The organism is Microvirga aerophila (genome assembly GCF_003332305.1).
In the GTDB taxonomy this organism is placed as follows: domain Bacteria; phylum Pseudomonadota; class Alphaproteobacteria; order Rhizobiales; family Beijerinckiaceae; genus Microvirga; species Microvirga aerophila.
This window is the reverse complement of sequence record NZ_QOIO01000021.1, coordinates 38077-50904: the sequence shown is the minus strand read 5'-3', so window position 1 is coordinate 50904 and position 12828 is coordinate 38077. Positions and strand designations below refer to the sequence as shown.

Annotated in this window: 15 protein-coding genes; 12 read left to right on the top strand and 3 right to left on the bottom strand. The window is 65.8% G+C overall.

The features are described 5' to 3' along the window. Positions 1-6: 6 nt before the first annotated feature. The 12 genes from DRB19_RS13060 (at position 7) to DRB19_RS13005 (ending at position 10959) form a co-directional block, all read left to right on the top strand. Positions 7-903, top strand: a complete 897-nt coding sequence (locus tag DRB19_RS13060) for a methylated-DNA--[protein]-cysteine S-methyltransferase (protein WP_114186470.1) — start codon at positions 7-9, stop codon at positions 901-903. 356 nt (positions 904-1259) lie between these two features. After that, positions 1260-3176 carry a molecular chaperone DnaK gene (dnaK, locus tag DRB19_RS13055; RefSeq protein ID WP_114186469.1) on the top strand — a complete coding sequence of 639 codons (1917 nt, stop codon included), beginning with the start codon at positions 1260-1262 and terminating at the stop codon, positions 3174-3176. A 191-nt stretch (positions 3177-3367) separates the two neighbouring features. Then, on the top strand, positions 3368-4513 hold the full coding sequence (gene dnaJ, locus DRB19_RS13050; RefSeq protein WP_114186468.1) for a molecular chaperone DnaJ: 1146 nt from the start codon (positions 3368-3370) through the stop codon (positions 4511-4513). 85 nt (positions 4514-4598) lie between these two features. Next, positions 4599-5222 carry a class I SAM-dependent methyltransferase gene (locus tag DRB19_RS13045; protein ID WP_245439479.1) on the top strand — a complete coding sequence of 208 codons (624 nt, stop codon included), beginning with the start codon at positions 4599-4601 and terminating at the stop codon, positions 5220-5222. Between the two features lie 8 nt (positions 5223-5230). Continuing rightward, positions 5231-5962, top strand: coding sequence for an orotidine-5'-phosphate decarboxylase (pyrF, locus tag DRB19_RS13040; protein ID WP_170148922.1), 732 nt, complete (start codon positions 5231-5233; stop codon positions 5960-5962). Between the two features lie 12 nt (positions 5963-5974). Then, complete coding sequence (gene blaOXA, locus DRB19_RS13035) at positions 5975-6769, top strand: class D beta-lactamase (RefSeq protein ID WP_114186466.1); 795 nt, start codon at positions 5975-5977, stop codon at positions 6767-6769. Between the two features lie 68 nt (positions 6770-6837). Beyond that, on the top strand, positions 6838-7128 hold the full coding sequence (locus DRB19_RS13030) for a DUF1330 domain-containing protein (protein WP_114186514.1): 291 nt from the start codon (positions 6838-6840) through the stop codon (positions 7126-7128). Next, positions 7128-7433: a DUF1330 domain-containing protein gene (locus DRB19_RS13025; protein WP_114186465.1), complete on the top strand. Its 306-nt coding sequence runs from the start codon at positions 7128-7130 to the stop codon at positions 7431-7433. Before DRB19_RS13030 ends, DRB19_RS13025 begins: the two co-directional genes overlap by 1 nt. 128 nt (positions 7434-7561) lie before the next feature. Further along, positions 7562-8368 carry a 4-hydroxy-tetrahydrodipicolinate reductase gene (dapB, locus tag DRB19_RS13020; protein ID WP_114186513.1) on the top strand — a complete coding sequence of 269 codons (807 nt, stop codon included), beginning with the start codon at positions 7562-7564 and terminating at the stop codon, positions 8366-8368. Between the two features lie 35 nt (positions 8369-8403). After that, entirely contained in the window at positions 8404-9024 is a 621-nt protein-coding gene (locus DRB19_RS13015) for a 2,3-bisphosphoglycerate-dependent phosphoglycerate mutase (RefSeq protein WP_114186464.1), read from the top strand. A gap of 325 nt (positions 9025-9349) precedes the next feature. Then, on the top strand, positions 9350-9970 hold the full coding sequence (locus DRB19_RS13010; protein ID WP_114186463.1) for an alpha-ketoglutarate-dependent dioxygenase AlkB family protein: 621 nt from the start codon (positions 9350-9352) through the stop codon (positions 9968-9970). 32 nt (positions 9971-10002) lie between these two features. Continuing rightward, entirely contained in the window at positions 10003-10959 is a 957-nt protein-coding gene (locus DRB19_RS13005) for a hypothetical protein (protein WP_114186462.1), read from the top strand. Here DRB19_RS13005 and DRB19_RS13000 read toward each other — a convergent pair. From DRB19_RS13000 to grpE, 3 genes are all read right to left on the bottom strand, one after another. Continuing rightward, a complete protein-coding gene (locus tag DRB19_RS13000) occupies positions 10956-11339 on the bottom strand; it encodes an SPW repeat domain-containing protein (protein ID WP_114186461.1) in 384 nt (127 codons plus the stop codon). The genes DRB19_RS13005 and DRB19_RS13000 overlap by 4 nt on opposite strands. Before the next feature lie 87 nt (positions 11340-11426). Further along, positions 11427-12062, bottom strand: a complete 636-nt coding sequence (locus DRB19_RS12995; RefSeq protein WP_245439478.1) for a trimeric intracellular cation channel family protein — start codon at positions 12060-12062, stop codon at positions 11427-11429. Positions 12063-12178: 116 nt separating this feature from the next. Further along, the gene (gene grpE, locus DRB19_RS12990; RefSeq protein ID WP_276330609.1) at positions 12179-12802 is read right to left on the bottom strand and encodes a nucleotide exchange factor GrpE; all 624 of its coding nucleotides are present in this window, start codon (positions 12800-12802) and stop codon (positions 12179-12181) included. Between the last annotated feature and the right edge of the window lie 26 nt (positions 12803-12828).

The following is a 12828-nucleotide window of genomic DNA, read 5'->3' as shown; positions in this document are numbered from 1 at the left end:
AACGCCATGCTCGATACCTTACGCGACATCACCATCGAACCCTCGGCCATCGACCTGCCGGACGGCCCCCAGGCCGATTACGAGCGCGTGCGCCGCATCATCGCGTTCATCTCCGAGCGCTGGCGCGAGCAGCCGTCCCTGGAGGCCATCGCCGACCATGTGGGGCTGTCCACCACCCATGTGCACCATCTCTTCCGGCGCTGGTCGGGCCTGAGCCCCAAGGCCTTTCTCCAGGCCATCACCCTGGACAACGCCAAGGTGCTGCTCGCCTCCTCGGCCAGCGTGCTCGACGCCACCTACGAGGTGGGCCTGTCGGGCCCGGCGCGCCTCCACGACCTTTTCGTCACCCACGAGGCCATGACGCCCGGCGACTACAAGGCGGGTGGCTTGGGCCTCACCATGCGCTTCGGCTTCCACCCCTCGCCGTTCGGGGAGGCGATCCTGGTCGCCACCGAGCGCGGTTTGGCCGGTCTCGGCTTTGTGGACGAGGGCGACCGGGAATCGGCGCTCGCCGACATGAGGCGCCGCTGGCCCCGAGCGGAATATATCGAGGACACGGCCTCAACCGCGCCCCTGGCTCGCCGGATCTTCAATCCCACCCAGTGGCAGGCGGAGCAGCCCCTGCGGGTGGTGCTGATCGGCACCGATTTCGAGATCCGGGTCTGGCAGACCCTGCTGCGCATCCCGCTTGGCCGCGCCACCACCTACTCCGACATCGCCGGCCATATCGGCAAGCCCTCCGCCTGTCGGGCGGTGGGTGCGGCGGTGGGCAAGAACCCGGTCTCCTTCGTGGTCCCCTGCCACCGGGTATTGGGACGCTCGGGCGCCCTCACGGGCTACCATTGGGGGATTACCCGCAAGCAGGCCATCCTGGGCTGGGAGGCTGGACGGAGCTTGGGGTGATCCGGCACCGTTCGTCGTCGTTCCAGAGCCGCGTAGCGGAATCCATGGCCGCGGACATCAATAGTTAGGGCGCAGTGGATCCCACTGCGCTTTTTTTAGTCTTCCTATGGGGTTATGGGTTCCAGGCGCGCGGTCACTTTACCCTATTGCAGCCATGCAACAGCCCCACGTTCCGACGGATTGAGGCCATCTCAGCCCCAGGATCGTCTTGCAGCGCTCGAAACCCCTTCTTATATCAGCGCCAGCACAGGGAATGGCCGGCATCGGACGCGCTCTGTCGATTGTTCAACCCAATAAGCCATGGGCCGGGCTGCTTTTAGGGCCCGGCGGTCTGCTTGAAAGTGAGGGATCCCGCCATGGGTAAGGTCATTGGTATCGACCTCGGCACCACCAATTCCTGCGTCGCCGTTATGGAAGGCGCGCAAGCCAAAGTTATCGAAAACGCCGAAGGCGCGCGGACGACCCCGTCCATCGTGGCCTTCACGGACGAAGGCGAGCGCCTCGTCGGCCAGCCGGCCAAGCGCCAGGCGGTCACGAACCCGGAGCGCACGTTCTTCGCCATCAAGCGCCTGATCGGGCGCACGTTCGAAGACCCCATGACCAAGAAGGACATGGGTCTCGTTCCGTACCACATCATCAAGGGCGGCAACGGCGACGCCTGGGTCGAGGCGGACGGCAAGCAGTATTCCCCGTCCCAGATCTCGGCCTTCACCCTTCAGAAGATGAAGGAAACGGCGGAAGCCTATCTGGGCCAGCCGGTGACGCAGGCCGTCATCACGGTTCCGGCCTATTTCAACGACGCCCAGCGCCAAGCCACCAAGGACGCCGGTAAGATCGCCGGCCTCGAGGTGCTTCGCATCATCAACGAGCCAACGGCAGCAGCCCTGGCCTACGGCCTCGACAAGAAGCAGCACGGCACCATCGCGGTCTACGACCTCGGCGGCGGCACCTTCGACGTGTCGATCCTCGAGATCGGCGACGGCGTGTTCGAGGTGAAGTCCACCAACGGCGACACGTTCCTGGGCGGTGAAGACTTCGACATGCGCCTCGTCGAGTACCTGGCGGCCGAGTTCAAGAAGGAACAGGGAATCGACCTGACCAAGGACAAGCTCGCCCTCCAGCGCCTCAAAGAGGCTGCCGAGAAGGCCAAGATCGAGCTGTCCTCCGCGAGCCAGACCGAGATCAACCTGCCGTACATCACGGCGGACGCCTCCGGTCCCAAGCACCTCGCCCTCAAGCTCTCGCGCGCCAAGTTCGAGCAGCTCGTGGACGACCTGGTGCAGAAGACCATCGAGCCCTGCCGCAAGGCCCTCAAGGACGCTGGCCTCTCGGCTGGTCAGATCGACGAGGTGGTTCTGGTCGGCGGCATGACCCGCATGCCCAAGATCCAGGAAGTCGTGAAGTCGTTCTTCGGCAAGGAGCCCCATAAGGGCGTCAACCCAGACGAGGTCGTGGCCATCGGCGCGGCCGTCCAGGCGGGCGTGCTCCAGGGCGACGTGAAGGACGTGCTGCTCCTCGACGTGACCCCGCTGTCGCTGGGCATCGAGACCCTGGGCGGCGTCTTCACCCGTCTGATCGATCGCAACACGACGATCCCGACCAAGAAGAGCCAAGTGTTCTCGACCGCGGAAGACAACCAGAACGCGGTGACCATCCGGGTCTTCCAGGGCGAGCGCGAAATGGCGGCGGACAACAAGCTGCTTGGCCAGTTCGACCTGATGGGCATTCCGCCGGCCCCGCGCGGCATGCCGCAGATCGAGGTGACCTTCGACATCGACGCCAACGGCATCGTGAACGTCACCGCGAAGGACAAGGCCACGGCCAAGGAGCAGCAGATCCGCATCCAGGCCTCGGGCGGTCTCTCGGACGCCGACATCGAGAAGATGGTGAAGGACGCCGAGGCGCACGCCGAAGAGGACAAGAAGCGCCGCGAGCTCGTCGAGACCCGGAACCAGGGCGAGAGCCTCGTGCACTCGACCGAGAAATCCCTGAAGGAGTACGGCGACAAGGTCTCCGAATCCGACCGGCAGGGCATCGAGACCGCTATCGATGCGCTGCGTCAGGCGCTCGCCGGCGAGGATCCGGAGGTCATCAAGGCCCGCACCACGGACCTGATGCAGGCCTCCATGAAGCTCGGCGAAGCCATGTACCAGGCCGCTCAAGCCGGTGAAGCCGGCGGCGAGCAGCCGGCTGGCGACGAGGCTCCGAAGGACGACGTCATCGACGCCGACTTCCAGGAGGTCGACGAAGGCGACAAGAAGAAACGCGCCTAAGTCCATGGCCGCTTTTTAAGGAATCGGCACCCGGTTGTTCATCGCCGGGTGCCGTTTTCATGAGGCAGGCTTGAAAAGGCTAAAATCAACAATGACCATCATGCCGATCGATATCCACGATGCTTTGGCAAGGCCCGCCGAAGCCGCGCGCATTTTCGTGGGGCAATCGATTGCTCCGAGGGGCGCCTGACATGTCCAAGCGCGATTACTACGAGGTTCTCGGCGTCTCGAAGACCGCGACCGAGGCGGAGATGAAATCCGCTTTCCGCAAGCTCGCGATGCAGTACCACCCGGACCGCAACCCGGGCGACCACGAGGCCGAGGTCAAGTTCAAGGAACTCAACGAAGCCTACCAGACCCTCTCCGATGCGCAGAAGCGCGCGGCCTACGATCGCTACGGCCATGAGGCCTTCGCCAACGGCGGCGCGGGCGGACCAGGGTTCGGCAACGACTTCTCCGACTTCATGTCGGATATCTTCGAGAACTTTTTTGGCGGAGACGCCCGTGCGCGTGGCGGCGGCGGCCGCAGCACCGGTGGCCACGAGCGCGGCTCCGACATGCGCTACAATCTCGAGATCAGCCTCGACGAGGCCTTCCACGGCAAGACCGCCGAACTCAAGATTCCCACCGCGATCACCTGCGAGACCTGCTCGGGAACCGGCGCGAAGGCGGGATCCAAGCCCAAGCCTTGCCCCACCTGCGGCGGCGCGGGCCGGGTGCGGGCGACGCAAGGCTTCTTCTCCATCGAGCGCACCTGCCCCAACTGCCATGGGCGCGGCGAGGTGATCGACGATCCCTGCTCGGATTGCGGCGGCGCCGGACGGGTCACCCGCGAGCGCACGTTGTCGGTCAACATTCCGGCCGGCGTCGAAGACGGCACCCGCATCCGCCTCGCCGGAGAAGGCGGAGCGGGCTCCCGCGGCGGGCCCGCGGGCGATCTCTACATCTTCCTGTCCCTGAAGCCGCACCCCTTCTACCAGCGCGACGGGGCTGATCTTTTCTGCCGCGTGCCGATCTCCATGGTGACGGCGGCGCTCGGCGGCGAGTTCAGCGTTCCCACCATGAGCGGCACGGACGCCCAGGTGAAGGTTCCCGAGGGAACGCAATCAGGCAAACAGTTCCGCCTGCGGGGCAAGGGCATGCCGGTGCTGCGCTCTCGGGACGTGGGTGATCTCTACATTCAGGTTGTTGTGGAAACTCCGCAGAAACTCACCAAGCGCCAGCGCGAGCTTCTAATGGAGTTCGACCAGGAGTGCTCCAAGGAGAATCATCCGGAAAGTTCGGGCTTTTTCTCCCGCGTTCGCGAATTCTTCGACGGGTTGAGTGGATCCTCTTAGCTTGACGGTCGTTTCCTTTGAGTTTCTAAAGAGCCCAGAGTCTCCTTAGAGCCTATGTGATCTGCCCGTTTGAGGGGTCCCCCCAGTGCTTCAGTCTTTCCAAAGGCATACGCCCCGGAAATTGCCCATCGGCAAGGACCGCTTCGAAGACGAAGCCCGTTTCCTCCGCTCCTGGCTCGAGCGCCCCCTGGTCATGGGGGCGGTGACGCCCTCGGGGAAGATCCTCGCCAGAACCATGGCGTCCTTCGTGGACCCGCGCATCCCGGGCCCCGTCGTGGAGCTCGGTCCCGGCACCGGCCCGGTGACCGACGCTCTGATCCGGCGCGGGGTCGCCCAGGACCGGCTCGTTCTGGTCGAGTACAGCCCCGATTTCTGCAGGCTCCTGAAGCGGCGGTTCCCCAAGGCGACCATCATCCAAGGGGATGCCTACGACCTTCACGAGACCCTGTCGGACGTCCTGTCGGAAGCGCCAGCCGCGACGGTCTCCAGCTTGCCGCTTTTCACCAAGCCGATGGATCAGCGCCTGGCCCTGCTCGACGCCGCGCACGCGATCATGGGCCCGGACGCGCCGTTCATCCAGTTCACCTATGCGGTCGTGCCGCCGATCCCGGCGCGCTCCAAGGCGTACCGCACCCGCGCGTCCAACCGCATCTGGCGCAACCTCCCCCCGGCCCGCGTCTGGGTTTACAATAAGGCCACGACCCCATGAGCTCTGCGATGCCCCTTCGTATGGAATCTGCTCCGGCAAGGGACATTCGCGACAGGCTCATCATTGGTCTCGACTTACCCTCCGTCGAAGAGGCGCGCGCGGCAGTCGATCGCATCGGGGATGCAGGCACGTTCTACAAGATCGGCTACCAACTGGCTTACGCGGGCGGCTTCGAGTTCGCCCGGGAGCTGATTGCGGAGGGCAAGAAGGTTTTTCTTGACCTCAAGCTCCACGACATCGGCAACACCGTCGAAGAGGGCGTGCGCTCCATTGCGCGGCTCGGCGCGACGTTTCTCACAGTCCATGCCTATCCCCAGACCATGCGGGCGGCGGTCGCCGGCAAAGCGGGCTCCTCCTTGAAGATCCTGGCCGTGACCGTGCTGACGTCCTATGAAGAACAGGACCTTGCGGATGCAGGCTATGCACCGGGCATGACGGCCGCCGATCTTGTCACCCGCCGCGCCGAACAGGCCCGCGACCTTGGCATCGACGGCATCGTGTGTGCGTCTCCCGAGGCCGAGCGCGTTCGCGCCATCGTCGGCTCCGACCGCCTGATCGTCACGCCGGGGATTCGTCCGGCCGGCTCCGAGGCGGGCGACCAGAAGCGCATCCTGACCCCCGCCGACGCCATTCGCCTCGGCGCGGATCACCTCGTGGTGGCGCGCCCGATCATCAAGGCGGCCGATCCGAGAGCGGCGGCGGAGGCGATCGTGCGGGAAATCTCCGGCGCAACGCGTTAAAGACAACAGCCGATGAAGCGCATCGCAGCCGCCATCCTCTGGAGTGCGCTCGCGCTCGTCTGCGGGCCTGCATGGGCCGACACCTGCACCCTGATCGTCGATCTCGAGACGGGGCGGGTCATCAAGCGCGAGGGCCCATGCGACGAGCGCAGCAGCCCGGCCTCCACCTTCAAGGTCCCGCTCAGCCTGATGGGCTATGACGCGGGCATTCTGACAAGCGATGACGCGCCTGCCTGGCCCTGTCGGCCGGAATACAAAGCCTGGAACGACGCCTGGAAGAGGACCACGACTCCGCGCCCATGGCTGCGGGACTCCGTGGTCTGGTATTCGCAGGCGCTGACCCGCACCATGGGGCCCGGGCGCTTCAAAGGCTATGTGAACGCCTTCGGATACGGCAATCGCGATCTCTCCGGCGATCCCGGCAAAGCGAACGGCCTGACGAACGCCTGGCTGAGCTCGTCGTTGCAGATCTCGCCGGTCGAACAGGTGGCGTTCCTCCGGAAACTTCTCAAGCGCGAACTCCCCGTCTCGGCCCACGCCCGCGACATGACGATGGCCATCATGCCAACCTTCACCTCGGAGGGCTGGGCGGTGCGCGGCAAGACCGGCTCCGGGTTCCAGCCAGGACCGAACGGCAGACCTGACCGAAGCCGCCAGTTCGGCTGGTTCGTGGGTTGGGCCGAGAGAGGAAACCGCACCGTTCTTCTCGCGCGCCTGATCAAGGACGAGCGCAAGGAGAACTCGGTTGCAAGCTTTCGCGCCCGCGACAGCCTGCTGGCCGATTTGCCCGCTCTGCTCAGCGATTAGCGCCTGCGCACCTTGACGGCGTGGCGCCTGTGGCCTTTCTCGTGCAGCATCGAATGGAGGAGCCGCCGATGCCCAAAGCCTATGTTGTCGCCCGCGTGACCGTCACCGATCCGCAGGCCTATGCCGAATACGTCAAGGGAGCGTCCGAGGCGATCCGGCACTATGGCGGACGGGCCTTGGCGCGCGGTGGCGCTTACGAAGCGCTCGAAGGTGAAGCGCGCCCGCGCAACGTGATCCTCGAATTCGAGTCGCTGGAGCAGGCCAAGCGGTACTATCATTCGCCAGAATACCAAGCCGCAAAGGCGCTGCGGGAAAAGGCCGGCATCGCCGAGATGGTGGCCGTGGAAGGAGTCGAGTGATGGCTAAGGGATACTGGATCGGTCGCGTGGATGTCACGAACCCGGACGGATACAAGAACTACGTGGCGGCCAATGGAGCCGCCTTCGCAAAGTATGATGCGCGCTTTCTCGTGCGGGGCGGAGCCTACGAGGCGGTGGAGGGCGAGGCCCGGGCCCGCAACGTGGTGATCGAGTTTCCGTCCTATGAGCAGGCCCTGGCCTGCTGGCATTCGCCCGAATACAAGGCCGCAAAGGCCGAGCGGGATGGACACGCGGTAGCGGACATCATCGTCATCGAAGGGTATGACGGGCCGCAGCCCGCCTAAGGGATGGCAAGGCCGGGGAGCGGAATGCAACCCGGATAAGCCTCATTCCGCTCCAGGCTACGCTTCTCAGCAGCCGCATCGGCCGCTATATCCGACCCCGTGGAAACAGGAGTTCAGGCATGACCGAGATGCGACTCGTCGTGGTGGGTGCGGCCGGGCGCATGGGGCGCATGCTGATCAAGGCCGTGGCTGAAACGGAGGAATGCCGCCTCGTCGGCGCCATCGAGCGCAAGGGCTCCGATGCGGTCGGTCACGATGCCGGGCTGCTTGCCGGAACGGGTCTGCTCGACGTGATCGTGACGGAGGATCCCCTGCCGGTCTTCGCCCAGGCCGACGGCGTGCTCGATTTTACCGCTCCTGCGGCGACCACGGCCTTCGCGGCGCTCGCGGCCCAGGCCCGCATCGTGCACGTGATCGGCACCACAGGCCTGCAGGAGCCGGACTTCACCAAGCTCGAAGCCGCCGCCCGCCACGCGCGCATCGTCCAGTCCGGCAACATGTCGCTCGGCGTGAACCTGCTCGCGGGCCTCGTGCGCAAGGTGGCCGCCACCTTGGGCGAGGATTTCGATATCGAGATTCTTGAAATGCACCACCGCCATAAGGTGGATGCGCCGTCCGGCACCGCACTCCTGCTCGGAGAGGCGGCGGCGGAAGGCCGGAAGATTTCCCTGAAAGAACGCTCTGTGCGCAGCCGCGACGGCCATACGGGCGCGCGGAACTCTGGCGATATCGGCTTTGCAGCCCTGCGCGGCGGCTCGGTCGTGGGCGAGCATACGGTGATGTTCGCGGCCCAAGGCGAACGGCTGGAGCTTTTCCACCGGGCCGAGGACCGGGGCATCTTTGCCCGCGGCGCCGTCCGGGCCGCGCTCTGGGCCTTCGACAAGAAACCCGGCTACTACACCATGGCCGACGTGCTCGGCCTGAACCAGTTATGACACCCCATTCGAAGCATCGTTGGAGACGCCACCACATGAACCGCCTTCTCGTCCTCGCCCGCCACGGCCAGAGTGAATGGAACCTCAAGAACCTCTTCACCGGCTGGAAGGACCCGGGCCTGACCGATCTCGGCGTCGAGGAGGCGCGTGAAGCGGGCCGACGCCTCAAGGCGTTGGGCGTGCAATTCGACATCGCCTACACGTCGGACCTGTCCCGGGCCCAGCGGACCTGCAAGCTGATCCTCGAGGAGATCGGCCAGCCGGATCTCCGGACCATCATGGACCAAGCCCTGAACGAGCGCGATTACGGGGACCTCTCGGGCCTCAACAAGGATGACGCCCGCCAGCGCTGGGGCGAGGAGCAAGTACACCTATGGCGTAGGTCCTACGACGTTCCGCCTCCTGGCGGCGAAAGCCTGAAGGACACGGTCGCCCGCGTGCTGCCCTACTACATCCGCGAGATCCTGCCCCGGGTCATGCGCGGCGAGCGGGTCTTAGTGGCCGCCCACGGCAATTCCCTGCGCGCCCTCGTGATGGTGCTCGACGGGCTGACCCAAAAGACGATCCCGTCGCTCGAACTCGCCACCGGCATCCCGCTCGTCTACCGGCTGAACGAGGACACAACCGTGGCCGACAAGAAGGTGCTGGAGGCCTGAAGGCCTGCAGAACAACGGGCGCCAACGGTGCTCTCCTCCCCCTTGCGGGGAGGAGGTGGAGGTGGGGGTCGCAAAGTCAGACCTCTGAGCTTCGTTGTCGAGGCGCAAGGCCGCTACAGCCTCGCCTCTCCCTGAGAGAGAGGTCGAGCGTAAGCGAGGGTGAGGGGTTACGCCCTCTCCGGGTACGGCACGCCCCCTCACCCGGACCTCACAGTCCGACCTCTCCCCCCGGGAGAGGTGATCGGCGCCTTGCAGCAACGTCTCTCACCCTGGCGCCCCCAGCAATGGGGAGGAAACATCGGGCAGCGCCACAAGGGATATCTCCATGACCTCCATCACCCTTGCGCCCGGCCTCGTCTACTACCCCGATTACCTCGATCGCACGGCCCAGGAGAACCTTCTGCAAGCGGTGCGCGACATTACCCTGGCGGCTCCGCTCTACACGCCCCGCATGCCGCGAACCGGCAAGCCGTTTTCCGTGCGCATGACCAATTGCGGGCCCCTCGGCTGGGTGTCCGACGTTTCGGGTTACCGTTATCAACCCACCCATCCGGAAACCGGCGAGTCCTGGCCCGCCATGCCCCGGCTCGCCCTCGATGCATGGGAGACCTTGAGCGGCTACCCGGCCCCTCCCGACGCCTGCCTGATCAATTTCTACGAGTCCGCGGCCCGGATGGGGCTGCACCAGGACAAGGACGAGGAGGAGTTTGACGCTCCCGTGGTATCGCTGTCCCTCGGCGACACCGCGCTCTTTCGTTATGGCGGGCTGGACCGAAAGGACCCGACGCGGTCGATCCGGCTCAGGTCCGGTGACGCCATTGTGTTCGGCGGCCCAGCGCGGCTGATCTATCATGGGATCGACAGGCTGATGACCGGGGGCTCCGACCTGCTGCCGCAGGGCGGACGGCTCAATCTGACCTTGCGCAGAGTGAAGAAGCCGCTTTAAGCCTTTGTAATGGACGTGTCTGGAGAACGCTGATGAAAAACGTCGTGAGGGGGCTTGCCGCCACAGCCCTGGCCCTGGCCCTGACCCTCAGCCTTCAGGCCGCGCTTGCGGCTGAGCCCGTCTTCCCGCCCGCCTCCCGGGTGGGTCTCGTGCCGCCGCAGGAAATGGTGATGTCGAAGCGGTTCACCGGGTTTGAGAACACCGAGCGGGCGGCGGTGATCACCATCGCGGAGATGCCGGCGGAAGCCTATGGGCAGCTGGTGACCGGGATGACCAAGGATGCCCTGAAGCGCCAGGGGCTCGACGTGACCTCCCGGGAAAACCTGAAGGTCGGCGACCGGGACGGCGTGCTCATCGCGGGCTCCATGACCGGGCCGGTCAAGGGCCGCAAGTGGGTGATGGCGGTGCGGGGCCTAGACATGACGGCGCTTCTAATCGCGCAGGTCCAGGGCGGCAGCGACGGCTACAGCGAGACCGATATGCTAAAGGCGCTCAGGAGCGTCGCCCTGCGCGGTCCGGTCTCCCTGGACGAGCAGGTCTCGGCCTTGCCCTTCCAGATCGGCAACAAGGCGGGCTTCCGCCCGGTGCGGGTGTTGTCGGGCAACTCGGCGCTGTTCACGGACGGTCCGCTGGATACCGTCAAGGCGGTGGAGCAGCCTGTGGCAATCCTGGCCGTATCCCTGCAGCCGCCTCCGCCAGCTGGCGAAAGGCGGGAGCAGTTCGCCCGCATGGCCCTCAACTCCAACGAAGTTTTGAAGGAGATCAGGGTCGAGCGCGCGGATTCCTTCCGCCTCAAGGGTCAGGATTGGCACGAGATCGTCGCCCGGGCCAAGGATCAGGCCTCCGGCGAGGACGTGGTGGTGATGCAGACCATCCGGTTCGAGCCGGACCGCTACGTGCGGCTGGTCGGCCTGGCCCGCGCCGAGAAGCGGGAGCAGGTGCTGCCACGCTTCCGCACCATGATCGACAGCGTCGAGATGAACCCTTAGGGACCAGCGGAGGATCGTCGGCCCAGCGCCAGGGGCGACGGCTGCGTTCTGGTCACAAGGCTTGCCACGACCGAGAACAGCCCAAACAGGACATGCGGCAGGTAAACCTGGTTCGCAAAGCCGAAGCCGAGGGGCGAGATGGCCAGGATGAAGCCCGTAAGCCCATCGAGCCCCAGGTGGAGCGGCATGGGCACGAGGGGAACGAGGCTCAGTTCGTAGGCGGTGACGAGGCTGTACAGAATTGCCCCCACGCCGAAGAAGATGGCCACCCACTTGGCGGCCGGCACGTCCGCGAATCCGAAGAGCCAGGGGGAAGCAATGAGGGCCAGCCCCCAGAGGTAGTCGATGACGCCATGCAGGCGGGTGGGAATGAAACGCATGTCGTCTCCCGAGATCCGAGACGGCAACGGTGGGGAGACCCGGCGGTTCCGCCGCTCACGGGTCGAGGCGGCGCATGGTTTGATGCGCTAGTCCCGGGGCGGAAAGGCCGGCAGGGACCAGCCGCGCAGGATCGCCAGCGCCCTCAGGCCGAAGGCCGCCAGGAAGCCTGCCGCGGCTGACGGAAACGGACCGACGCCTGAGGCTTGCAGGCCGACCATGACGGCGGCTCCGAGGGCCGCCGCCGTGACGTAGATCTCCTGCCGCAGCACGAGGGGCGTGGTGCCGGCGAAGATGTCCCGGATGATGCCCCCGAAGGTGGCCGTGATCGTGCCCAGCGCCACCGCCGACAGGGCCGGGACCCCGGCCGCGACAGCCTTGCCGGTTCCCACGATGGCGAACAGCGCCAACCCCAGGGCGTCGGCCCACAGGAGCGCCCGCCCCCGCTTGCCGCCTTCCATGACCGCGACCCGGCGTGGGCCCAGCGCGAAGACGACCTCGGCGACCAGAAGGCAGACGAGGACGTCGCTCGGGTCACCAACCCAGAAAACGGGCCGCGTGCCGATGAGCAGGTCCCGGAGCGTCCCGCCGCCGACGCCGGTCACCGTCGCCAGAAGCGCGAACCCGAACGGGTCCATGCCCTTGCGGGCCGCCATCAAGGCCCCGCTCAGGGCAAAGACGGCGACGCCGATGGTCTCGAAGGGAATGTGGCCGAGGAGGCCCAAATTAGAGCCTCGGACCCAAAAGAGGGCTCCACTTTTGGGATCGATTCCGATGCTCGACTTTATAGGCGGCGCATCGTTCGAGGCGGAAAACCGGGTCCACTTTTCCGCACGATGCGCTAAGACGCGGCGGAGGAGTTGTCCGCATCGGCGCCATTCTGGGCCGCCTTCGGGCCGCCCTTGGCGACGCCCACGAGGGCAGGACGCAGGACCCGGTCGCCGATCACGTAGCCCGACTGGACCACCTGGACCACCGTGCCGTTGGGCACATCCGGGTTGGGAACCTCGAACATGGCCTGGTGGATGTTAGGGTCGAACTTCTGCCCCTCGGGCTCGAGCTTCTTCACCCCATGGCGCTCAAGGGTCTTGAGCAAGTCGCGCTCGGTCAGGTCGATGCCGTCGATCAGGCCCTTGAAGGCGCCCTCGGCGGTGCCGCGGGCCTCATCAGGCACGCTCTCGATGGCGCGGCGGACATTGTCGGCTACGTTGAGCATGTCGCGAGCGAAGTTCGCCACCGCGTAGGTGCGGGCGTCCGCCACCTCGCGCTCCGTGCGGCGGCGCAGGTTTTCCATATCGGCCATCAGACGAAGGAACTTGTCCTTCAGGTCGGCCTTTTCGGCCTCCAGAACGGCGATCGGATCCGGCGCAGCCTGCGAGGCGGTCTCGTCGGCCGGAGTGTTGGCGGCCTCGGGGGCGTCGTTTGGCGGGGTCATGTTCTGGTTTTCCGTGTCGTTCGGCTTCATCGTCATTCAACTGAGATGGGAAAGGG